Source organism: Streptomyces sp. NPDC002845, from assembly GCF_053591955.1.
Genome location: NZ_JBSFUU010000028.1, coordinates 1 through 21370 on the forward strand (window position 1 = coordinate 1; position 21370 = coordinate 21370).

The 21370-nt window shown below is 66.8% G+C and carries 19 protein-coding genes and 1 pseudogene; 14 read left to right on the plus strand and 6 right to left on the minus strand.

Annotation, left to right across the window (positions count from 1 at the left end; all coding sequences use genetic code 11):
* Positions 1-49: 49 nt before the first annotated feature.
* The 5 genes and pseudogenes from ACWD3C_RS21300 to ACWD3C_RS21320 all read left to right on the plus strand — a co-directional run bounded on the left by ACWD3C_RS21300 (position 50) and on the right by ACWD3C_RS21320 (position 4739).
* Positions 50-682 carry a hypothetical protein gene (locus tag ACWD3C_RS21300; RefSeq protein WP_451146095.1) on the plus strand — a complete coding sequence of 211 codons (633 nt, stop codon included), beginning with the start codon at positions 50-52 and terminating at the stop codon, positions 680-682.
* 279 nt (positions 683-961) lie between these two features.
* Positions 962-1246 (plus strand): hypothetical protein, encoded by a 285-nt coding sequence (locus ACWD3C_RS21305; protein ID WP_451146097.1) that lies wholly within the window; start codon positions 962-964, stop codon positions 1244-1246.
* A 168-nt stretch (positions 1247-1414) separates the two neighbouring features.
* Positions 1415-1679 (plus strand): annotated as a pseudogene (locus tag ACWD3C_RS21310) (NAD(P)-dependent oxidoreductase); the annotation flags it as partial.
* Between the two features lie 392 nt (positions 1680-2071).
* Complete coding sequence (locus ACWD3C_RS21315) at positions 2072-3394, plus strand: hypothetical protein (protein ID WP_451146099.1); 1323 nt, start codon at positions 2072-2074, stop codon at positions 3392-3394.
* Between the two features lie 343 nt (positions 3395-3737).
* On the plus strand, positions 3738-4739 hold the full coding sequence (locus ACWD3C_RS21320) for a hypothetical protein (protein WP_451146101.1): 1002 nt from the start codon (positions 3738-3740) through the stop codon (positions 4737-4739).
* Positions 4740-5429: 690 nt separating this feature from the next.
* Here ACWD3C_RS21320 and ACWD3C_RS21325 read toward each other — a convergent pair.
* The 3 genes from ACWD3C_RS21325 to ACWD3C_RS21335 form a co-directional block, all read right to left on the minus strand.
* Entirely contained in the window at positions 5430-5996 is a 567-nt protein-coding gene (locus ACWD3C_RS21325; RefSeq protein ID WP_451146103.1) for a hypothetical protein, read from the minus strand.
* Positions 5997-6728: 732 nt separating this feature from the next.
* Positions 6729-8342, minus strand: a complete 1614-nt coding sequence (locus ACWD3C_RS21330) for a tyrosine-type recombinase/integrase (protein WP_451146105.1) — start codon at positions 8340-8342, stop codon at positions 6729-6731.
* Positions 8339-8998 (minus strand): helix-turn-helix domain-containing protein, encoded by a 660-nt coding sequence (locus tag ACWD3C_RS21335; RefSeq protein WP_451146107.1) that lies wholly within the window; start codon positions 8996-8998, stop codon positions 8339-8341. The genes ACWD3C_RS21330 and ACWD3C_RS21335 overlap by 4 nt, the downstream gene beginning before the upstream one ends.
* Positions 8999-9090: 92 nt before the next feature.
* On the opposite strand from ACWD3C_RS21335, the gene ACWD3C_RS21340 reads away from it, so the two are divergent.
* From ACWD3C_RS21340 to ACWD3C_RS21360, 5 genes are all read left to right on the plus strand, one after another.
* Positions 9091-9381: a hypothetical protein gene (locus ACWD3C_RS21340; protein ID WP_451146109.1), complete on the plus strand. Its 291-nt coding sequence runs from the start codon at positions 9091-9093 to the stop codon at positions 9379-9381.
* A gap of 879 nt (positions 9382-10260) precedes the next feature.
* Positions 10261-10530: a hypothetical protein gene (locus ACWD3C_RS21345; RefSeq protein ID WP_067020178.1), complete on the plus strand. Its 270-nt coding sequence runs from the start codon at positions 10261-10263 to the stop codon at positions 10528-10530.
* Positions 10523-11146 (plus strand): DUF6879 family protein, encoded by a 624-nt coding sequence (locus tag ACWD3C_RS21350; RefSeq protein WP_451146111.1) that lies wholly within the window; start codon positions 10523-10525, stop codon positions 11144-11146. Before ACWD3C_RS21345 ends, ACWD3C_RS21350 begins: the two co-directional genes overlap by 8 nt.
* A gap of 181 nt (positions 11147-11327) precedes the next feature.
* Complete coding sequence (locus ACWD3C_RS21355; protein ID WP_451146113.1) at positions 11328-13556, plus strand: ATP-binding protein; 2229 nt, start codon at positions 11328-11330, stop codon at positions 13554-13556.
* Positions 13557-13642: 86 nt separating this feature from the next.
* Positions 13643-13768 carry a hypothetical protein gene (locus ACWD3C_RS21360; RefSeq protein ID WP_451146115.1) on the plus strand — a complete coding sequence of 42 codons (126 nt, stop codon included), beginning with the start codon at positions 13643-13645 and terminating at the stop codon, positions 13766-13768.
* On the opposite strand, the gene ACWD3C_RS21365 is transcribed toward ACWD3C_RS21360, so the two are convergent.
* Positions 13765-14298: a hypothetical protein gene (locus tag ACWD3C_RS21365; protein WP_451146117.1), complete on the minus strand. Its 534-nt coding sequence runs from the start codon at positions 14296-14298 to the stop codon at positions 13765-13767. The two genes, ACWD3C_RS21360 and ACWD3C_RS21365, sit on opposite strands and share 4 nt — an antisense overlap.
* A 248-nt stretch (positions 14299-14546) precedes the next feature.
* On the opposite strand from ACWD3C_RS21365, the gene ACWD3C_RS21370 reads away from it, so the two are divergent.
* Entirely contained in the window at positions 14547-15191 is a 645-nt protein-coding gene (locus ACWD3C_RS21370; protein WP_451146119.1) for a uracil-DNA glycosylase, read from the plus strand.
* Positions 15192-15236: 45 nt separating this feature from the next.
* Here the strand turns inward: ACWD3C_RS21370 and ACWD3C_RS21375 are convergent, their stop codons facing one another.
* Together ACWD3C_RS21375 and ACWD3C_RS21380 are read right to left on the minus strand one after the other, a co-directional pair.
* Positions 15237-15722 carry a TrmO family methyltransferase domain-containing protein gene (locus ACWD3C_RS21375; protein WP_451146121.1) on the minus strand — a complete coding sequence of 162 codons (486 nt, stop codon included), beginning with the start codon at positions 15720-15722 and terminating at the stop codon, positions 15237-15239.
* A gap of 76 nt (positions 15723-15798) precedes the next feature.
* The gene (locus ACWD3C_RS21380; protein ID WP_451146123.1) at positions 15799-17187 is read right to left on the minus strand and encodes a Tat pathway signal protein; all 1389 of its coding nucleotides are present in this window, start codon (positions 17185-17187) and stop codon (positions 15799-15801) included.
* A gap of 334 nt (positions 17188-17521) precedes the next feature.
* Here ACWD3C_RS21380 and ACWD3C_RS21385 point away from each other — a divergent pair, with 334 nt between their 5' ends.
* Genes ACWD3C_RS21385 through ACWD3C_RS21395 form a run of 3 tightly spaced genes read left to right on the plus strand, consistent with a single transcriptional unit; the run spans position 17522 to position 21365 of the window.
* Positions 17522-18781 carry an HAD-IA family hydrolase gene (locus ACWD3C_RS21385; RefSeq protein WP_451146125.1) on the plus strand — a complete coding sequence of 420 codons (1260 nt, stop codon included), beginning with the start codon at positions 17522-17524 and terminating at the stop codon, positions 18779-18781.
* Positions 18778-20409 carry a hypothetical protein gene (locus tag ACWD3C_RS21390; protein ID WP_451146127.1) on the plus strand — a complete coding sequence of 544 codons (1632 nt, stop codon included), beginning with the start codon at positions 18778-18780 and terminating at the stop codon, positions 20407-20409. The genes ACWD3C_RS21385 and ACWD3C_RS21390 overlap by 4 nt, the downstream gene beginning before the upstream one ends.
* Positions 20406-21365, plus strand: a complete 960-nt coding sequence (locus ACWD3C_RS21395) for a thymidylate synthase (RefSeq protein WP_451146129.1) — start codon at positions 20406-20408, stop codon at positions 21363-21365. The genes ACWD3C_RS21390 and ACWD3C_RS21395 overlap by 4 nt, the downstream gene beginning before the upstream one ends.
* Positions 21366-21370 lie beyond the last annotated feature (5 nt).

Below are 21370 nucleotides of genomic sequence, written 5' to 3' on the forward strand. Positions count from 1 at the left end.
AGCCCACCGCCCTGCGCATACCGCATACCTCCGGCATACCGCAACAATCATGAAACGTCAGATCCCCACCCGCCATAGCGAGTTCAACCTCAGTAACGGCCTGTCGAGCGAGCGAACTCAAGATAATCCAGGACCAGGTCGGCCACGAGCACGCCTCGACGACCTCCCTCTACGGGTCTCTCTCGAGCGGCGCCGCAAGGCTGTCGAGACGATGCGGCTCCACGTCGTGGACCGCTCTGGGCAGGCGGCGCCGACCTCGTCGGCCACGGCGTACGAAGCGCACTCGGTGGCCGTGCCGTTCGGCAACTGCACCGAACCGTCGAACGTGAAGGCCGGCGGCGGGAGTTGCCCGATCCGGTTCCAGTGTTCCGGCTGCGGCTTCTACCGCCCCGACCCCTCATTCCTCCCGGCCGTCGAAGACCACATCCGCGCGCTCAAAGCGGACCGGGAGACCGCTCGCGCCATGCAGGCCGCCGAGTTCGTCATCCGCAACATCACCGACCAGATCGACTCCTACCAGTCCGTCGTTGTCGGCATCCGCACCAAGCTCGCCGCGATGCCCGAGGACGAACGGCGCCACATCGAAGGAGCATCCGCGGTGCTGCGCAAGGTCCGCGCCGCAGCCCCGCTTCCGGTCTTTCCCGTTCCCACCGTCCCCGCTAGGAGCACGTCCAATGAGTGAGCCCCGTACGCCCGCGCAGGTCCTTCGCGACGCCCGGCAGAAGGATTCGCGTACCAAGCGCGCCAGGGTCCTGTCCATCGTCGACCAGCTCGTCGCCGACGAAGAACCGGTCACCTTCATGGGAGTGGCCCGCGCCGCGAATGTCTCACACTGGCTGGTCTACGCAGACGGCGTACGCGAACACATAGAAGCCGCTCGCCGCGCCAGTCCCGCATCGCGCGCGGCGAAGCCCGCGGCCAAGCAAAGGCCCCTGCCGGCTGGAAGGTCGAGCAGGAGATCGTGCGCGAGGAGAACCGGCGCCTGCGCGCCGAGGTCGAGCGGCTCAAAGCGGCGGTCCGCCGGAGCCTGGGCCAGCAACTCGACCAACTCGGCGCCGCCGACCTCGGCGCACGGGTGGACGAACTCACCGCGGAGAACCGGAAGCTGCAAGACGACCTCGCCGAGGCCCTGACCCAGGTCGAGGAGCTGACGGGCAAGCTCGCCGACGCTGAGGACGATCTGATCAGCGCGCGGACCAGCCTGCGACGCATGATCCGGTCCGAGAACCAGGTCACCGGGCCATAACTGGCAAGCCCTGTTTGTTATTTATCCCGTTCGGCGGGGCTTCGTGCGCTTCTTGTGGTGGGCGAGCGTGTGTCCTCGCCAGCGCGCCGCCCAGGCCCGGAGGGGATCAGTTAAGGAGAGCGTTACGGCAGACAGCGGGGTGGTCGCGTACGCGCCGGGTGATGCCGCATCAACACCTCACGCGCCGCGATCGTCGACCGGGCCGCCCTACACGAGGGCTCCATCGCCGTTCGCAGGCGTCGACCTCTTCGACGCAGAACTCCTTCCTGCAGACCACCCGATGCGGACGGCTCCCCGCCTGCCCACCACGCCCCACCTCGGCTATGTGTCGCGGGCCAACACGAGGCGTGATACGGGCCAGGCGGTGGAGGACGTCCGGGCGTTCCTGGGGCGTTCACGAGTGGGTCTGACCTTGAGCGATGCGAGCAATTGAAGTGATCGACTTGCCTGCTCAACGAGGCATGGAAGACTTTTAGCTGCCGGGCTACGGAGCCTTGATGAGGATCTTTGATTGAAAACGGCCAGAGCTGCTCTTCGTTCCCCACTCGGTTGCTGTTGGCAACGAGGACCAGGGCCGCCCGCTCGTCGAGTGTGCGGGCCGTGACGCCCCGTCAAGTGCGCCTTCGGCGTCGCTCCGCGATGAGCTTCGCTCACCCTGGACGGCTCGCCCCGCCCCTGGACCTGGCTGGCTATCGGGCGGCCCCTCCCTTGTGGCGTCCGTCGGCAGGTCAGCTGCCTGTGGGTGGGGAGGCAAGGTGAGCAGGTCTGGGGAACCCCTTAGCAGGGTGGGGAAATTCGAAGAGCGTCATCAGCCTGGAGGCTGACATGACCTCCCTTCGCAGACAGTCCTCAACAGCCGAGCACTCGCCGCTGCCCCTGCGCCGGCCTGTTCCTCGGATACTGGGAGCTGGCCTGATTTTCCTGTGCCTAATTGCGGCCCTGTGGTGGATCGGCCACAACGACGAAGCCCCACGTTGGGCGGCGGAACACGACTGGCCCAAGTGGGTCCAGGGCGTCTGGAACATGGTTGCGCAGGTCTTCAGTGGCGCAGCGCAGGTGATGACGAACAGCGCCACCGGGGCGCCGCTGAGCACTCGGTTGGCGTGTCTAGCTCTGTTGATGGCCTTCTTCTGGGCGCTGCGGCGCGTGCTGCTTGCTGGCAATGCTTACAGGCCTGGCCCGGTGGACGTACAGCCGCTCATCGACGCCACTCCGGAGGGGACATCGAAGCCGCGGGTCGCGGACCTGACCGCCAGATTCCGTAAGCACCTGTCAGAGACGGACCTATATCCTCCGACAGTCCTGCCCGCAGAAGCACCGGCTGAGATCTTTCTGGATTTGCTCGGAGACGTGAACCTCGAGTCCGGAAAGCTCGGGACAAGCCTGCTGCACTTGTTTAGTCGCCTGCGGCCCAAGGTCGCCTACCGTGTCAGCGGCGTGTTGCAGTGCGCAACGCATGATCAGAAACGCTGTTATGGAGTGACGGTGACCGTTACCTCCTTCGCAACCCGCGGCAGCCGCGCGCACACGACCTGGGAATCCACATGGGAGGAGGCTGTGCACGAGGCGGGTTGTTGGGTGATGGCGACAATTCTTCCCGTCACTCGAGCAAGCAAGAACCCGCCGTGGCAATCCTGGCAGGGACGGTCCCTCCCCCCGGAACTGTTCGCCGCGTATCAGAAGGGCAGGGTACTGAGTCGCGAGCGAAAGTTCGATGAGGCTCTACATGAGTTTTACAAAGCGTCCCGATGGGACCCAACAAACTTGTTCCTGCGGACCCAGATTGCTGCAATTCAGGAGAAGTTGGGCTTGTATCTCGACGCTCTCGAGACCTACCACGGGGCACTCACGCTCGGCAGGCTGAGCACCGAGGAGGATGACACCCGGCTAGGAGCCGCCCGATTTGGAAGGCGGCGACTCACTTACCTCTGGCACTGGCGACAACGGTCCGGGTTGCTGCAGGCCCGCTACAGGTACGCTGTCGTCCTCGGTACCTCGGAGAGGACAGCTCGTCAGTGGTGCCACGATCCTGACGACGACATCCACCAGCACCGTGCTGAAGCACGTGAGCAGATCCGACAGGCGCTGACGCCGGCCTTCGAGGAGCGATACTGGCGCGCTGTCGCGGAACTCGTTCCGCCAGGTTAAACTCGCATGCCTGCAAGAGATTCGACGCCTCACACAGGACTACACCGTCGCTCGTTTCTACCCTAGCCTCCGCGCGGACAGAAAGGCCTTCACCCGAGCCACGCTCCGCATTAATCAGAAGGTGTGGGCCCCACTCAGACTTGGATGGTCTTCCTACGACGCCTGGTCGGCATACCAGGCGTCCCAGTTGGCGCAGAGAACACTCACGTCTCCCCTCTCGATCTCAAGCAGTCTGCCTCCGGGGGGACGGATATTGCTCCTAATACCACCACGGCGAAGTTTTTATGACTGGCTTCGCGATTACCGCACCTATGTTAGGTGCGCGGTAAATCTGAGGACATGGGTGCCGACCAATCTGGAAAATCGTGTGAAGAGCGCCCGGAAGGTGTTTTTGGGGGAGCGTCATCGTCATTGGCAAGAGCACTACAACGCGGCCTGCGTGTACGCCATTGCTATGAGTGCCCCCGGAATCGACGGGAGCCGCGACAGACTCGCCCGCCTGGCTTACAAGGAGTTGGAGAATGCCGTACGAGGCGCCGAAAGCAGCTTCGTGATGCTGCAGCGGTCTTGGATGCTCGCTGAGGACCCCGACCTTGCTCAACTGCGGACAGAAGACCAGATTCCACACTTGGCACGCTTCGAACGCGAAGCCTATCCGCACCCCACCCCTGACCGAAGGCGTTTCGAGGACCCAAGGCCGATTCACATCGAGATGGCTATGAATAATAGTCAACTATTGAGAGATCTCGCCAATGTGATGGAGTTGACCTGGCATAACAGAAGCTCCCAAGACCCTGTGGACACCCACGACGCAATCAAGTGGTTCGAGGATGAAGAACTTGTTTGGGAATTCATACACCGCGTAGCGAGCAGTCAGGCCCGGAACTGGCCCGATCGAGAGAGATTGTTGCAGAAGGTCCAGGAGATTGCCGACCCATCTCTACTGGTGGAGCTTCCTACCAGGGTACCGGAGTTCAATGACGTTCTGGATGACGATGAGGAATGGGGCCAGCCCGAGAGTGCTCGGAGACGTATCGACGGTCTGGACGATCGGCTCACGCTGCTGGGCAAACTCCTGAAGCCGATAGATAATACTTCTCCGTCGCCCATCAAATCCAGCGCGGTTTGGCTTCGCAACGCGGAAGAAGCTGATGCGGACGGGGCAACGTCGATGCGGTCGGCAACCGTCCGCCAGGTGTGCACATGCTATTCAGCGAGCTGGCAAACGCTCCGCAGCTTGATTGTTCCGAGTAACATGGATTCGGATCCTCGCGTGGATGCCTTCGAGCAAGCACTGCAGAGACTTCCCGATCCGCACCCTACAGCGTGGCTGTATTTGAAGTAACAAGATCAGGTCTCCGCTCTGCTGTTCGGGTATCCGTGGTCACGCGCTGCGGCCTTGATTGCTGCCTGACTGGCGTTGCAGATCTCCCGCCACCCGTTCACGTCGCCCAGCTACGTGAGGCTAGTTTCGACAGCCAGTCACCTTCCGCGACCGTGTGGGTGGTCGTGCATGTCGTCGGCTGAGGGCTCGTCGGTTGGGTCGGAGTGGAGGGGGTAACGCCCGGCGTTGGTGTCGACGGGCCGGGCGCGGCCAGTGTGGGACATGTCGTCGAGTGCGTGGGCGTCGGCGAGGTGGTCGTCGGCGTGGGCGACGTCGTGGTGTGGGTTGGGGTGAGTGACAGGAGGTGCGTCGCTGGAGGCTCGGCCGCGGCGAACGGCGACCACCTGCTGTGACGCCGTGTACAGGTGCCGTACGTGCCTGAACCCCAGGAAGCTTTCAACCTGGGCTTCTACTTGACAGCTGTAGATAAACCCGGCCGCCAAGAAGACGTTCGTGCTTCAAGCCGGGCGAGGGCAACCAGTACCGCACGGCCCGCACGCGAATACGTCCGGCCGTGCGGTGACCCACCGCACGGCGGGCCGGGTCTACTCGCCGGCCACCCCGCTCCGCGTCCTGGTCGTCTGGTCGTCTGGTCGTCGAGGACGGGGACGCAGCGCGGGGAGGACCTCCGGGCGGCACGTCCCGGTCGGCCTACGCTTCGTCCGTGCTCATTGCCTCCCGGGCGGCAGCGATCAGTTCCCGCCGCGCATCCGGGTAGGCGTTCCGGCGCTCGGCCCATTCCTGCCGCGCACCGCGCACGTTGTCGTGGGGGTTACGCTCGAATTCATGCGGGACCGCTGCGCTTCCCAGCAGTAACCGCACCTGCGAGCGGTCAAGTCGGGGAACCGCGTACAGCGCCTCGATCACCTCCGCATACTCGGGGGGCGGACTTCCCCGGTACGGGCTCCAGAGGGGCGCCCCTGCCGCGCGCAGTCGGATGAGGCACTCTTTCGCCCGCACCGCCGCAGGATCACCTTCTTGAGTCAGTTCCTCCAGCGCTCGAAGGGCTCGCTCCGTCGGGGCCCGCGTCTTGCCCGCCTGATACGCCCCCATAACCGCCCTGTTCATGTGCCTGAGCGCATCCTCCAGGCCGGGCGGTGTAGCCAGCTCAGCCTCGGCGTAGACGAGGCGGAACGTGTGATGGGTCCGTTCGATCTCCGCCCGCTCCGCGTCCGCCCGTGCTTGCGACGAGATGAACAGATGTTCCGTCGCCTCCATGCACTCAGCAGCCGCCCGTAGGAGTGCCGTGAGAGTCGTCCAACGAAGGTCGTGTAGAGCTTGTCGCCGCGCGGACTGGGCCGCGGTATCTGCAGCATCTCGTGCCGCCTGAGCCTGAGCATGTCCGCCGTGAGCTTGGATCCGCGCGCCCACGACCGTGCCCGCAATCGTGCCGCACACGCCAGCGGCACCAATCAGAGCCACTGTGATCTCCGTATCCATGCGCTGAATCATCACCCACGGCCACCTAGTGCCACTGCCGAAGGCCGTATTCCCGAGAGAGCACGGGCGACACTGCGGCAGCGCGAGGGCCCGTTGATCGGCGCTTCGCGACCTCTTCGGGTGGTACTTCGGTCGCCCCCCCGACCCACACAGTGACGTCGACAAGAGACCGCACTGACCGTGCCTGACGTGCCTGTACAGCTTTCATAGCTGCTACCAGCAGCGGAGCTTGACAGGTGCAGATAAACCCGGGGTGCGGATGCGGTGAGCTGCCGGCAGGTCCAGCATGGGACCAGGCATGACCTCGTCAGGGTGGGGGTGAGGAGGCTCCCCGGTGGGCTTTGACCGGCTGCCGCCCAGGTGGCTCTTCTCGGGTACTCACGAAGCCCTTCTGCCCGCAGTGGACGCTGAGGTGAAAACCTCCCGCAGCCTGACGTTCAACTGCGGGAGGTTTTCACCTCAGCGTCCAAGGTCCCCTGCTGGCCGGGGCTCCTTGCTGCCTGGTGGTAGTCAGGCGGTGCGTTCGTCTTCTGCTGGGCTGCCCTTGCGGGGCGGGATCATCCGGGGCCTGCGGGTGCCGGTAACCGGCACTTGGTCCTTGACGACGGAGAGAGTCTTGCGGGTGTGTGGGACGAGCTGGGTGACCTTCTCGGCGGCGTCGCGGGCGAGGTCGTCCAGGACGGACTGGTAGGTGTCGCGGGTGATGCGAGTGTCGGAGTGGCCGAGGGTCTCGGAGACGACCTTGACGTCGACCCCGGCCGCGAGCATGAGCGTGGCGGCGACGTGACGAAGATCGTGAAGGCGGATCGGCGGCAGGCTGGCGGCGTCCACGAGGCGCTCGAAGAGGTCGCTGACCTTGCCGGGGTGGAGCAGGGAGCCGTCCTCCTGGGTGAAGATCCGGCCGGACTCCTGCCAGCCCTCGCCCCAGACTTCCCGTTCCTGCTCCTGACGGGCTTTGTGGGCGAGCAGGAGCTGGTGCGTCTCGTCGTCGAGGGCGATGAGGCGGACGCCGCTGTCGGTCTTGGGTGCGCCTTCGTGGACCTCCCAGTTGTCCTGGACGAGTTGGGTGGCGATGGCCAGGGATCGGGCTTTCGCCGAGTGGTCCTGCCAGCGGACGCCGCATGCCTCGCCGCGCCGGGTACCCCGGAAGGCGATGAGCCGCCAGAACAGGTACAGGCGGTCGTCGGCGACCGAGTCGAGGAACCTGGCGGTCTGTTCGGGGGTCCAGACCATGACCGGTGAGGGCTTCTCGCCGGTCTCCTGCCAGCGGGCGATGCGCTCGTCGCTCCAGATGGTGGCCTTCGGTTTGGCGCCGGGCAGCAGTTCGACGTGGGCGGCGGGATTGAATGCGGGCATGACCTGCTGGGCGATGGCGACGTTCAGCGAGGCGCGCAGGGTGTCGCGGATATGCGGCTGGGTATTGAGGCCAGTGATCCGGCGGAAGGGCGGCATGGCGTCGAGCTGTGCCTGCAGCCACTTGCGTCGCGCCCGGTTCTCCGCGCCCTTCCATGGGGTCGCGTTGAGTTCGTCGCGAACCGAGCGGCGCTGGGTGTTCTGCTCCTGGATCTCGATGTTGCGCTCATTGATCGCGTTGAACATCGCGTCGACGTGGTGGACGCGCAGCTTGTCGAGCCGAAGGTGGCCCAGGTGCGGCTTGAGGTGGACCCGGATATCCAGCTCGTAGCGGGTGGCCCCGCCGCGCCGCAGGCGTTTGCGGCCAGTGAGCCAGGTGTCGAGCCATTCCGCCACGGTGGTCTTCGAGTTGAGGGTCTGCCCGGTCTTGAACCGGCGGCGGGTCTCGTCGTAGTCCGGGACGGGGTCCTTGTCTTTGACGCAGTTCTCCAGGAGGTCGCTGATCTGGGTCTTGCCCCAGGCGTCGTCCTCCTCGGGAATGCCCATGAGGGCGCGGACCTTGTCCAGTTCCTCCTGGGCCTTGGCGGAGGTCTCGAAGCCGCCGCGACGAAACCGCCTGCGGTGGCCGTCCTGTGCGGGGTCGAGTTCCTGGGAGGCGGTCCAGGTGCCGTGTCGTCGGGAGGACTTGAGCTTGGGGCAGGAGGCGCCGTACTCCTTCTTGGTCTTCGGGTCGATGCAGCGGCACCGCCGTATGAGGTTGCCGTTCTTCACTCGCTGTCCTCTGGGTGGGTCGGTATTTCCGGTTGGTCGACGAAGGCCAGCTCGTCGGGCAGGGCTGGAGGTGTGAGGTCGCGCTCGCGCATCCGGCCTCGGAACGCGCGCAGTTCCTGGCAGTCCTCGAAGGCGTGCTCTTCGTACCCTTCGGCACGCTGCAGGAGGGTGGCTCTGCGGGCCCGGTCCAGCGTGGTGCTCGCCGCGCGTCGCCGTTCCCTGGCCAGGGCGTTGGAGGACGTAGCAGCGGTCACCAGGTCGCCGTGATGGCGGAAGACGTCGAGGACGTCCCGGGCGGTGCCTTCGGCTGCGGGCTGGTCCAAGGGGGTCTCGCCGGTGAACCACGCGACGGCGTCCCAGGTGGACACTTCCCTACCTGGGAGGACCTCGACCGTGGCCGAGGAAGCGAGGGGGAAGAGGAGGGTCACTGGCGGGACGCCGAGCACGTCGGCCAGGACGACGAAGTCCGCGACGGTGATGCTCGTCTTGCGCCCGGATTCCAGGTTCTTCATGGAGTGCTCAGTGAACTCCGGCAAGCCGCGGTCGGCGCAGCCCTGGGCGACTTCGGCCATGGTGAGGCCGGCGGCCTTGCGCGCGTCCCGCAAGCGCTGGGCGATCCGACCGGTGAACGCTGTCGGCCATTGATCAGGGGTCATGGTGACACTTTACGCAACGATAAAGCGCCGCTGCAACTACGTGATACATCTTCGGCGTCACTGTGACACCTATAAATCACCAGGAGGGCATCATGACGGCATCTGGCTTGGTCCGTGAGGCGCGAGGGCTGACGGGTGACGAACTGCTTGCCCTTCCTGCCGTGATCGACCTCGACACCTCGAATCGGGCGTTGATGATCGGCCGGTCCACCGGTTATGGACTCGCCAAGCAAGGGGAGTACCCGGTCAAGGTTCTGCGGCTCGGGAACGCCTACCGAGTGGTGACGGCCGACCTGCTGAAGCTGCTGGGGCTGGGGCGCCAGCAAGGGGATGGGAGCCAGGACGATGACCGAAGCGAGAGTCACGGCCTTGCCGCCTACTAGCGGTTTGCTCGTCTATGTCACCGGCTGAACTGCCGGCCGCGCGCAGGGCCTGCGCGGCATCGTCTCGGGCTCGGTGCAGTCTGCTGCCCCGGACAGTAGCGGGTGGTCCGACTCGGCTCATGTGAGCGGCGTCTGGAAAGGTTCAGAGATTCGGGCTGCGGTGAGGATGGTTGCGCCTCTACCGTGGGTCAGTCGAAATGAGACCGGGAACGTGTAGTCGAGGAGACGCCTTGGATCCGGTATCGGTGGGAGTGTTGGCGGCGCTGGCAGGCGGGGCCGGGGGCGAGCTGGGTCGGCAGGCCTGGGCGACGCTGAGTGAGTTGGTGCGGAGACCGTTCGGCAGGCAGGCGGGAGCCCCGGCACCCGGGGAGGCCGAGTTGGTGGCGATGAGCGAGGCGCCAGGCGAACCGGCACGGGCAGAAGCGTTGAGTGGCGCCCTCGCCGCGCGGGCGGCCGTTGACCCGGAGTTCGCTGCCGCGCTGGACTCGTGGCGTGGCCAGATTCCAGCGTTGGCCGAGGGCTCGGTGACCAACACAGTCAGTGGCGGTACCCAGTATGGTCCGGTGATCCAGGGTCGGGACTTCTCCGGCATCACCTTCAACAGTCCTACAGCTCCCCCCGCGCGGGAGAGTTGAAGGCTTCGGTCGACCCTTGCGACGTCCGGGCAGCCCCGGTTCGGATGCCGTCGACGCAGGGGGGTTGCGTCCCATCATCTGTATGACTCGGATCACCCGTGCGGTATTGCGCGGTAGCTCAGGACGTCCGCGCGTCCGCTGGGGGAGTGCTGCGTGAACTGGCGGTTTTCCTGATGTACGCATCCAGATGTGCCCGGTATCGTTGAGGACACTGTCAGTGATGTTGTGGATACTGGAGGCAGTCGTGGCCCGCGCGTGGGAAGCCGATCCGTCTGCGTTATTCGTCAAGCGCCTCGGTAAGTCGGCGGCGGAGCTGGGCAACTCCAAGGACGACGACGAGTGCCCGGACATCTGGCAGCTGAGCAACGGTGACGTTGCCGTGATCGGCCGCGATCTCACCGCGCACTACCGGTCGCGCCTGCCGAGCGAGGTGAACCTGGGGCCGGACGAGCGGTTGGTCGTCATCCCGGGCAACATGCTGAGTGCGGCGAAGGTGGACATTCCCGATGCTTGATCTCCTCGCTCCTGGGCTCCCGGACGAGCTGGGTGAGCGGCTCACACGCCAGGACTACAAGCGGGACTTCCGGGAGCGGCGCGCCGCGATCCGTGATGGGGAGTCCTGGAAACTGGAGCGGTTGCAGCACTTCGAGGAGACGAACGACGACAGCCGGGAGGCGCTGCGTCAGGGGGACTGGCCAGCAGTGTTGCGGCTGTTCGAGGCCGACCGTGACGCCTTGGTTCGAAGGGCCAGGGATGAAGTGTCGCGCGGGGCGGTCTTTCATCGTATTCGTGTGGTTGAGGAGCCGCTGACGCCGTATGTGCAGTGGGAGCTGCACTGGCTACGACTGAGCGCGGAATGCGGGCATTCCGTTCGCGTCCTGCCTGCTTCCGCGGTCGCCGCCGCGGAGGGCGATGCGCTGCTGCCGGAGTTGAACCTTCTGGACAGTCGGGTTCTCTACCGTGTGCTGTACACCGCTGCCGGTCAACCGGACGGGGCGATTCGCTTCACCGATCCCAGCACCGTGAGGAACTGGGCGGAGCATCTGCAGGAACTGTACGCGGCTGCGGAGGACGTCCAGGCGTACTTCGACCGTGCCGTGGCCGACCTGCCTCCGCCGCCCGCGGCCTGACCAGGGCGCATCGATCGACGTGCCTACAGAGGGAAACAGGCGACCCGGAGACTCGCAGAACGACCTCTCCGGGTCGTCTCGTGATGTCGTACAGGCCGGGAGCGTCACTGGTGACATCCACTTCCACCACGCTGCCGCCTTGGGGCCATCGGGGCCCGTCCCACGCCAGCTCCCAGCCGACGTGAACACCTTCGTCAACCGCTTCGACGAACTGGGACAGCTGAACGCGGTGCTTGCCGACCGAAACGGCGGGCGCGTCGTCGTCTCCGTTCACGTGGTGGCCGGCACGGCGGGCGCGGGCAAAACCTCGCTGGTCCTGCACTGGGCGCACCAGGTCAAGGACCAGTTCCCCGACGGCCAGCTCTTCGTCAACCTCCGCGGGTACGATCCCGGAGAACCAGTCACAGCCGCGCAGGCACTTCAGCGCTTCCTGCGGGCCCTGGGCGTGGCCCCGGCCGAGGTTCCCCAGGACGTCGACGACGCAGCAGCGATGTACCGCTCACTGATCGCCGACCGCCGGGTCCTGATCCTCCTGGACAATGCGGCCACGGTCAGCCAAGTCCGGCCGCTGCTCCCCGGCGGAGGAGACAGCCTCGTTGTGGTCACCAGCCGCAGCCGCCTGGCGGGTCTCTCGGTGCGTGACGGCGCCCAAAGGATCACGCTTGGCACGCTTCCGGAGCCGGAGGCAGTCGCTCTGCTGCGCGCGGTCACGAGGGGTTATCGACCCGAGGACGACGGCGACAAACTGGCAGAACTGGCGCGCCTGTGCGCCCGTCTGCCGCTTGCCCTGCGGATCGCCGCAGAACGGGCCGCCAGCCACCCGCACATGCGACTCGACGATCTCATCAGCGATCTGCGTGACGAGTCCGCCCTCTGGGACGCCCTCAGCACCGGCATCGATGACGAGGCCGAAGCCATCCGTTCGGTCTTCACCTGGTCCTACCGCGCTCTACCCACGCACTCGGCCCGCCTCTTCCGCCTCCTTGGCCTGCACCCTGGAGCGGCGTTCAGCCTCCCCGCTGCCGCCGCCCTCGGCGAAGCCACACCCAGCCGAACACGCCAGCTACTCGACGATCTGGTCGGGGCCCACCTGCTGGAGCAGACCGCTCCGGACCGGTTCCAGTTCCACGACCTCCTACGCGCGTACGCCACCGACCTTGCGCAGGCAGAGGAGTCGTCCGACCAAAGGCAAGCTGCGCGACGACGCGTCCTGAGCTGGTACCTCCACACCGCCGACGCCGCCCAGACGTGGCTGTATCCGTCAGAGGACCACCTGCCACTGCCCGGACCCTTGCCGGAAGTTACGCCCCTCGTCTTCACCGACTACAACGCCGCCGTCGACTGGTCCGAACGAGAACAGGACAACTTCCTCCCCGCCGTGCGCGACGCCGCCCGAAACGGAATGGACGAGACCGCTTGGCAGCTGGCCACCATCCTGTGGTTCGCACGCCCCGCCTCCTCGTCGGAGCGGGACTGGCTGGAACTGGGCCGAATCGGATGGGAGGCAGCGACAAGACGAGAGGACCAGAGAGCGCAGACACGGCTGCTCATCAACACGGGCATCGCGCACAGGGCTCTGAACAACTTCTCCGAGGGCCTGGACGCTCTGGAGCGAGCCGTCACGTTGGCTCGCAGCTCGCAGAACCGGTTCGACGAGGCCCAGGCCCTCAACCTCATGGGCCTGATCCATCTACGACAGCGCGAACTCGACTTGGCGGACGCGCATTTCGGGCAGGCCATGTCCGTCTTCCGAGACCTGGGAAATGGTCAACGAACCGCCACCGCACTGTCCAACATCGCCAGCACTCGCCTGAGCGCCGGCCGCCTGCCCGAGGCCGCTTCGGTCATCGACGAGGCGCTTGCCGCGCACCGGGCCCTGGCCAATCGTGGCGGTGAAGGCAACCTCCTTCGGATCGCAGCCGCCCTGCGACTCGAAGAGGGCGACACGGATGCCGCCCGGCGATCCATCGACGAGGCGCTCGACATCGCGCTCGCCCTCCGCGACCACACCCGGGAAGGCTTCTGGCTCCTCACCCTCGGCGACATCCAGCGCACCGCCGCCCAGCACGGCGACGCCCTGACCTCCTACCAGCGCTCCGCCATGCTCCACCGACGCCTCGGCGACCGCAGCCGCGAAGCCCTGGCCTGGCGCGGCACGGGCCAGACGTATGCCGCGATGGACCGCCACGGCGAGGCCACCACCTTCCACCGCCAGGCCGCGGCCGTTCACCGCGACCTAGGGGACACCTGGCAACTCGCCCTGGAACTCGACCACCTGGCCGCAGCCGTTCACCCGGAGGACCCCGAGACTGCCCGTGGCCACTGGATCGAGGCCCTGACCCACCTGACCCCCTATACCGACCCCCGGGCCACGTCCATCCGCTCCCGCATAGAAGCGTTGCTGACCTGAGCTGCCGGTTGACGCCGTCGCTGATGTGGCCAACGACGCCACCAAGCTCGACGTAGATCCAGCCGTTCGAGGAACGCCGGGCGCAGGTGGAGGAGGCCCTCTTCGGCTCCCCACCCCTGGTGTCCGCGCTCTTGGTCGAGGACGAAGCCGGTGACATCGTCGGCCTCGCCGCCCACTCGTTCCTCTGGCGCAGCGCGGGTTCCACGGCTTAGTCGATGTTGGTGTCCATCCCTGGAGCCCTTCGGGCGTTGTTCCTGAGGTTGGCGAAGGGCAGGGCTCCTCCGTGGAGTTCTTTGAACTCGTCGATCAGGTCCTGCTCGGCCTCACCCGCGTTGGCCTCGGTCATCGGCCGCCAGGCGACGAGCAGTGCAGCCGAGTCGACCAGCTGCCAGATGTAGCGACCGCCCCAATGGCCAGCCAGCAGACCAGTGCCGTGGCGGCGGTAGTCGGCAAGCCGCTGGTTCAGTCCGTCCTGGCCCGCGGCCTTGCCGATGTACACGACCGTTGCCCCGTCCACCCAGGCATCGCCGAGCTTGTCGGCGGTCACGGATGGGTCGCGGCCTTTGAGGTGTCCGGCAGGGCTGGTGGGGAGGAACGACGGGGGCGAGGTGTCCGTGCGGATCACCACGTAGATTCCGTGCCCGGTGGGGACGTTGCTGTCGGGCAGTTCACGGAACGGCACGAAGCCGCGGAAGCCGCGTGCGGTCAGGGTCCTCTGCGTCAGCTCTGGTGTCGGGCTCATGCCAGGCATCGTGCCAGGCGCATCTGACAGTCCTCGGCCCAGTTCTCGTAATAGCTACGGCCAGGTGGCGTGTAGCTCATCTGTGATGCTCAGGACTTCCCATCGACAGCAGAAGCTGCCCGCAGCCTCCGTCGCGTCCTTCGCTACTCGTCCTCCGGCATCTGTGGGCAGGGTCGATCGAGCAGTCTGCGGTGTCAGACGTTCCCGGTAGGGTCCCCGCGATGGTGTGAGCCGGTGTTGGAGGAAATGTGGCGAGACGAATGCGGGACGAGGCGTTCCGGGTAGAGCAGGAGCAGGGGCGCTACGCCTCTCACGTACGTCCGATCAATGAGATGGTCGACGCCTTGCGCGACCAGGACGAGCGTGGCTGGATGCCGCACGTCGCCCCCTGGCACGGGGGCGTGGAGGCGCGCGCCCTGTCGATCCTGCGGGACCCGGGCCCCAAGACACAGGAGGGTGTCGGCTCCGGATTTCTGTGCGTGGAGAACGACGATCCGACAGCGGAGCTTCAGGTCCAGCTCTTCGAGGGGGCGGGGATCGCGCCGCGAGACGTCACTCCCTGGAACGCCTACCCCTGGTACATCAACCGCTCGCCGAAGGCGGCCGAGCTTCAGGCCGGCGTCGAGGTCCTGAAGCAGCTGCTGGGGTTGATGCCGAAGGCCGAGGTCGTGCTTCTCCAGGGCAGTGAAGCCCAGGACGCGTGGCGCCGCCTGCTCAAGACGCACCCCGGAGTTGTCCGTGAACGGAGTCTGAAGGTGGTCAGCACCTACCACCCGGGACGGCAGGCTCTCTTCGTGCGAGACCCGGATGAACGCGCCAGCCGCGCACAGCACAGAGTCGACTCCTGCCAGACCGTCGGTGACGTGCTCCGTGGGGTGGGCGGGCAGCTGTAGAGCTCGGCCGTGCTGGCGCGGACCAGGCCGTGGATCATCTTTCGCTCACCGCTCGCGCGCATCCCTCCAGTAGTCATGGAGCATCTCGGTCGGCCACGAAGGCTGTGTGACAGGGCCGCGCGGGAGCATCTCCTTGAACACGGCCACGAGGTCGATGACCGGTGTGCCGTCGACGGCGTCGAGGTCCGTCACGTGGAGGTCGCGCCCGTCCACTCCGAGCAGGCGCGGGAATGACGTCGCGATGCGGGCGGGGCGACGGTGGTTGCGGTGTACGAACGTTCCGGTCGCCGGCCACTCCGGGTTGTTGCGAGGGCTGCGGGCGTGCAGCGCGACGTCGCTGGGTGAGCCCTCGGAGAAGTACCAGGTGACCTGGAGATGCGAGAACTCCTCGATCCCCTGCAACGTGTCGAGGGGGTAGTCCGGGCGCAGCCGGATGATGGATTCCACGCCGCCCTGGAAGTCGTCGCCGACCTTCAGATGGCCCCCGACAACCGTGGCGACGATCGGCACCTCGATGGACTGTGCGGTCACAGCTGCCCCTTCTTTCCCTCCAGATGGGATGGTCCGGTACGTGTCCGCACCGCGCGCCCCCATCGTCATGGCGAGGTCAGGCTACTCGCCTGAGCACGGCCTTGGCTCGTTCGTCGATCTCCGCCGCTGCGCTGATCCCACGGTTGCGGTACGGGGAGAGAACCCGGCGCATGTTGATCACCGCCTCGCGGGCTCGACCGGAATGGACGCCGTTTATGGCGTCCAGGGCCTGGGCCCAAGTGCTGCACGCTGCCTCGACGTTGCCCTGACTTGCCTGCGCGGCGCCCAGGTATCCCAAGGTCACGACGTGAGTGCGACCGAAGGCGTCGGTCTTCCTCGTGTGGACGCTGCGCCAGAACTCGTCCTGGGCTCCCTGGAGGTCGCCGAGAGCCCAGAGCGTGCGAGCTGTTTCGTGCGCCAGGCTGGCCTCGGAGAAGAACCAGACGCGGGCGGGCTCGTCATCCCCGGGCTTTGCCGCTGCGAGGTCGTCCTCAGCCCGGAGGAGGGCTACACGCGCTTCGTGGCGCTGTCCGGCCGTGGCCAGGCTCCGCGCCCGCACGACGCCTAGCAAGGCTCGTTCGCGGGGAGTCGCCAGGGTGTACCGCTTGTGTTCGACCGAGGCCGTCGCGATGTCCACGGCTTCCTTGGGGTGGCCGAGATCTGTCGCCTGGTGGGCCATGGCACGCAGGACGTGGCCGGCCATTGGTGCGTCCTCGGCCTCGGCCGCCAGCTTCACTGCCAGGGTGAAGTAGCGCCGGGCGGCCTCGTGGTGCGACGCGTCGAAGCTCATCCAGCCGGCGACGTACACCAGCTCGGCAGCGGCGGCGAAGAGGCGGCAGCGCGTCTCGTCACTGGCGAAGACACCGCCGACGTACGTCGCGACGTCGTCGTAGATGTACTGGTAGAGGGCTGTCCGGCCGTCCACTCCGCCCTGGCGTTGGTCACGCTTCGAGAAGAACTCGGTCATCTCCTTCACCGCGTTGATCTCGGCAGTCCCGACTCTCCGGCTCGTCGAAGCGGAGCGCGATCGGGCACGCTCGGGGGCCTCGTCCCACCACGTCTGTCCAGGCAGGGCGAGTCCGGTCACCGAGTAGGCAGTGCCGGCCAGCACACGGCGTCGCTCCAGGTCCACGTTGCTTCTCCCCAGATCCACCAACGCACTCACCGTATCGACGTGCCATTCGGATGCCATGACCGCACCCCATTTCGGCGGGGTGAGGCCGATCTCGGCGGGAGTGATGGGGCGTTGGAGCCGACGGGACAACGTCTCACTCAAGATAAGGGGCGCCCGCCCGGAGGGTTCCGTTCCCGCGATCCACATCGCGATGTGCGAGCGGCTGGTGCCGAGCAGCTCGACGGCGCCGACCTCGGCCGCAACCCGTACGAGGGCAGCGGCGACCTTCGGCTGCGACCAGCCGGTTTCCGCGATCGCAGCGGCCAGCTTCTCGTTCCGCTCGCGCCTCATCGTGCGCCCCTGTCCACAAGATGATCTTTGACGGGTTTGACGGCATCGCCGACCGGTGGGGGATACCAACCCACCGTGATTCACGGTTCGCTCAAGGTCAACCAAACCACCAGCTGGCTTTCCCCCGGGAGGAATTCGGTGAACGCAATCCAGACGTACGGCTCTGGAGACCGGATGCCGCCGGGCGGGCAGGGCCATGTCTCCGAGCCTGCCCAGGCCAGAGAAGGAGGTCCGAGAACGGCGGTCGACGCGCACCTCCGCAGCTTCGACGCCTCCACCGAGACCTGCCGCCGAGTCCTTGACGGACTCCGGCGGACACTGTGAGGAGGCCGAGATGATGCCCATCTGGAGCCTGGAGTCCGTCATCGAGTCCCCCGAGTACCGGGTGAGCCTCACCATGGTCTCGGACGACATGGCACCCGGGGCGGCACGGACCTTCACGCGGGAAACGCTGTCGGCCTGGGGACTTGAAGAGCTGATGGACCGCACGGTCCTGATCGTCAGCGAACTCACCACGAACGCCGAGCGCCACGGCGGTACGCCAGGCGGCACCGAGCGCCCCTCGGACGCGGACAGCCAGGTGGTGGCCGAGCACATCACGCTGACCCTCACCGCCCAGAGCGGAACCGTGGGCATCGAGGTGGAGGACAACTCCCCCTTGCCGCCGATCCCTCGCACCAGTGGGCCGGACTCGCTGGACGGACGCGGTCTTCTACTCGTCACGGCCGAGGCCGACGCATGGACGGCTTGCCTCAACCAAGACGGCAGCGGCAAGCGGGTTCTCGCGGTCGTGAGACGCCGAGAGGCCGTCCCCTGCGGCCCGACCCCCACCGCACACCCCTTTCAGCCCTACTCGCTCGCCATGGAGGCGTTCGCCATGCCTGCTCAACACACGCCCGTCGCCGCGCCCTTACCTCCGAGGAAGAAGATGGAAGACGTCGTGACACAGCACGTCCTGCTCCTCGACCTGGACGGTGTCCTGGTCGATACGCGCCCCGTCATGCAGGAGGCGTGGCGTGCGGTCCAGCAGACTCACGGCGTCGACCTGCCGTTCGAGATGTACGAGCAGCACCTGGGCCGTCCGTTCAACGACATCATGGAGCGGCTCGAACTGGCCGACGCCGATCGGATCCACCAGACGTACACGGCGGCCTCGCAGGCCGCCTCCCCTCTGGCCCGACCGTTCGAAGGCGTGGAAGAGGTGCTCCACGCTTTCGCCGCCGCCGACTGGCGCCTCGGCGTCGTGACGTCCAAGCCTTTGGACAGAGCCGCTCCGCTCCTCGCCCAACTCGGCTGTCCCTTCGCCACGGTCCGTGCACCCGGCGGTCCGGGGAGGGGCAAGCCGGCCCCGGACCCGCTGCTGCTCGCCCTCGTTGACCTCGCGGCCGATCCGGCGTCCGCAACCTACGTGGGCGACATGGAAGTAGACCGTGAGGCCGCTCGCCGAGCCGGTGTCTCCTACGTACACGCCGCCTGGGGTTACGGCGCCCCCGGCACTCCGGAGCCCCAGATCGCACAGTCGCCGGTGGACCTCCTTCGACTGCTCGACGTGAGCAAGAAGAGCGTGCCCCTCATCGAGGGGAGCCTGCTGTGACCGACTCTGGCCAAGGCGTCGAGGCGCTGATGACCGCGCTGGAAGCAGAGTACGGCGATGCGCTCATGACGGCCGGCGGCGTGAGCTGGCTGTCGGTCCACCACGTACCGATTCGCCGCCTGGTCACCCGCCTGGTGAGGCAGCTCCTGAAACTGGACGAGGTGCCGACCACCACGGTGTTCGGCGCAGCCGAGGATCTGGTGGTGGCCGGCGGCAGTACGTCTCTCGGCTACGTCGCGTACGAAGTGTCCGAGGCAGGTCTTTCCTTTCTCCTCGGGCACGGCGAGCCCGGCCAACTCACCCCGGACGGTGGCGAGCTCGCGGTGCCGGTCCAGCCTCGCTTGAAGGTCACCACCGCACCCGTGTGCGCCGTCTCCTGGTCATCCCGCCATGCGGAGACTTTGCTTCCGGTTCTCTCCGACCTCGCCGGCCAAGGGGTGAGGAGCACCGTCGTGGACATGGCCTCCGAAGTGGATCAACGTTTCCCGGATACGGCGGAACCGGGAATCACCGTGCTCCGCCTGCCAGAAGAAGCCCTTGGCCGACACGGCGACGTACCTGCCCAGAGCGCTTTCCGGCCCGAAAACGAGCGCACGGTACGAGTGGGACAGCACGAGATCGACATCGGCCGACTGGCGTGGCTCGCCGCCCGAGTGCTTGTGCGCAGCGCCGGCTGCACCCAACCGTCCTGGTCGGCAACGCTGTACGTCGAGCAGTGGCTCGACGCCGTTCTCCTCGAATCCCACAGTCGGGTCCTGTTGTGCAGCAACGACTCCAGCCCGCTCGGCGTGCTCGCCGTTCGCGCCGCCGAACGTGCTGCCGCGGACACCGTCTACGTCCAGCACGGCGCGTGGGTCGAGGGGCAGCCTTCCTCGCATGCCCAGCGCTGCCGCCATGTCGCGGTCATGGGGGCGCGTGATGTGCGGACGGCCCGGACTCGGACTCGGCGCGCTGACGCTCGTACGTACGTCGTCGGCCAGCCGCGGTTCGACGGGCTTACTCAGATTGACCGCCTCGGTCAGCGGGCCTATCTGCAGAAGATTTTGAAGGAGCAGACGGGTTCAGCGCCGACAAGGATCGTCGTGTGGGCGTGCCAGCCGTTCAGCGAGCAGCGGCTTCTTGGCCAGACCGAGGTTCTGGCCGAGGGGCTACGGAACGCGACGGGTGGCTGGGGTCTTGTGGTGGCGCCACACCCCGCTCAGAACGCCGAGACGATGTCGCCTCTGCTCGACGTGCTGAACGGTGTCCCGGTCGCCTTGATCGGCTCGGAGGTCGGAGCCCGCGGATGCCTGGCCGGCGGGGATGCCCTGATCAGCGCGTCATCGACGTGCGGGATCGAGGCTCTGCTCCTCGAAGTGCCCGTGCTGGAACTGGCGCTTCCTGCCACGCGCACGTTGGGACTCGCCGATCACGGGGCCGCCTGGCGTTGCGAGTCCAGCCGGGACATCGCCAGGTTCCTGACGCGTATCGACGAGTCGCCGCAGGCCGTACGCGTACCGACGGCGGCCAGGGAGTCGATCTGCCACTGGGACGGCCGCAGCGCCGACGCCGTCGCGGACATCGTCACCCAGGCGCTGTCCGGCAGCACAACTCCCCACCACTCAGCGCAAGGGACCGACAGGCGATGACAAACACGTTCACCGGCGACAGCGTTGCCGAACTCTTCGTCGGCGCGGTGATGTTGGCCAAGAGCGGGGACAAGGTCAGCCCGCGCGGAATGGCCACCCGCGAGGTCTTCGACGTCAACATGACGCTGACCCAGCCCAGGGCCCGTCTGCTGTACGCGCCGCCCGTCCGAATCCTCAATCCCGCCTTCGCGGTGGCCGAGACCGTCTGGCATCTCTCCGGGACCGACGCCCCGTGGATCTACGGATACAACGAGCAGCTGCGGCAGTACGCCGACGACGGGATCCTCCAGGGTGCCTACGGGCCGCGGATGCGGAACTGGGCAGGGAAGGTGGACCAGCTCCACCGCGTGGTCGAGATCCTCAAGGCCGACCCCGACTCCCGCCGCGCCCTGATCCAGCTGTACGACCCGGCCCGCGACACCGCCGGGCACAAGGACGTCCCCTGCACGCTCGGCTTCCGCTTCCACCTGCGCGCGGGCCGCCTGCACATGTCCACCACCATGCGCGGCCAGGACGTGTGGATCGGCCTGCCGTACGACCTGTTCTTCTTCACCACGCTGCACGAGCTGGTCGCCGGCTGGCTCGACGCGGAGCTGGGCGAGTACCACCACCACGTCAGCTCGCTGCACATCTACGAGCGCGACCTCGACAGGGCCGACGGGCTGACCGACGTCGTCGCGAGCCCGCTCATGCCCGAACTCACGACGCCGTGGGAGGGCTTCGACGAACTCCTCCGCCGAGTCGAAGCACGTGATGAGACCGGGCATCAGGGCTGGGACTCCGTGGCCGAGACGATGTGCAGCTACCGGCTGTGGAAGGACGGGATGCGCGAAGAGGCGCGGCGCGTCGCCGACGCCGTCGACGGACCGCTCGGTGAGGCCCTGACCGCCTGGTACGGCGAACTGACCTGCCGCACCGGAACCTCGGCCGTACAGGCTGCCGCGGGAACGAGGTGACGGCC

Excerpts from the sequence above, each read along its gene's own strand:
- ACWD3C_RS21385 (WP_451146125.1), top strand. The coding sequence starts at position 17,522 with ATGATGCCCATCTGGAGCCTGGAGTCCGTCATCGAGTCCCCCGAGTAC.
- ACWD3C_RS21340 (WP_451146109.1), top strand. The coding sequence starts at position 9,091 with ATGACGGCATCTGGCTTGGTCCGTGAGGCGCGAGGGCTGACGGGTGAC.
- ACWD3C_RS21325 (WP_451146103.1), bottom strand. The coding sequence starts at position 5,996 with ATGGAGGCGACGGAACATCTGTTCATCTCGTCGCAAGCACGGGCGGAC.
- ACWD3C_RS21300 (WP_451146095.1), top strand. The coding sequence starts at position 50 with ATGAAACGTCAGATCCCCACCCGCCATAGCGAGTTCAACCTCAGTAAC.
- ACWD3C_RS21395 (WP_451146129.1), top strand. The coding sequence starts at position 20,406 with ATGACAAACACGTTCACCGGCGACAGCGTTGCCGAACTCTTCGTCGGC.
- ACWD3C_RS21350 (WP_451146111.1), top strand. The coding sequence starts at position 10,523 with ATGCTTGATCTCCTCGCTCCTGGGCTCCCGGACGAGCTGGGTGAGCGG.
- ACWD3C_RS21380 (WP_451146123.1), bottom strand. The coding sequence starts at position 17,187 with ATGAGGCGCGAGCGGAACGAGAAGCTGGCCGCTGCGATCGCGGAAACC.
- ACWD3C_RS21315 (WP_451146099.1), top strand. The coding sequence starts at position 2,072 with ATGACCTCCCTTCGCAGACAGTCCTCAACAGCCGAGCACTCGCCGCTG.
- ACWD3C_RS21365 (WP_451146117.1), bottom strand. The coding sequence starts at position 14,298 with ATGAGCCCGACACCAGAGCTGACGCAGAGGACCCTGACCGCACGCGGC.
- ACWD3C_RS21335 (WP_451146107.1), bottom strand. The coding sequence starts at position 8,998 with ATGACCCCTGATCAATGGCCGACAGCGTTCACCGGTCGGATCGCCCAG.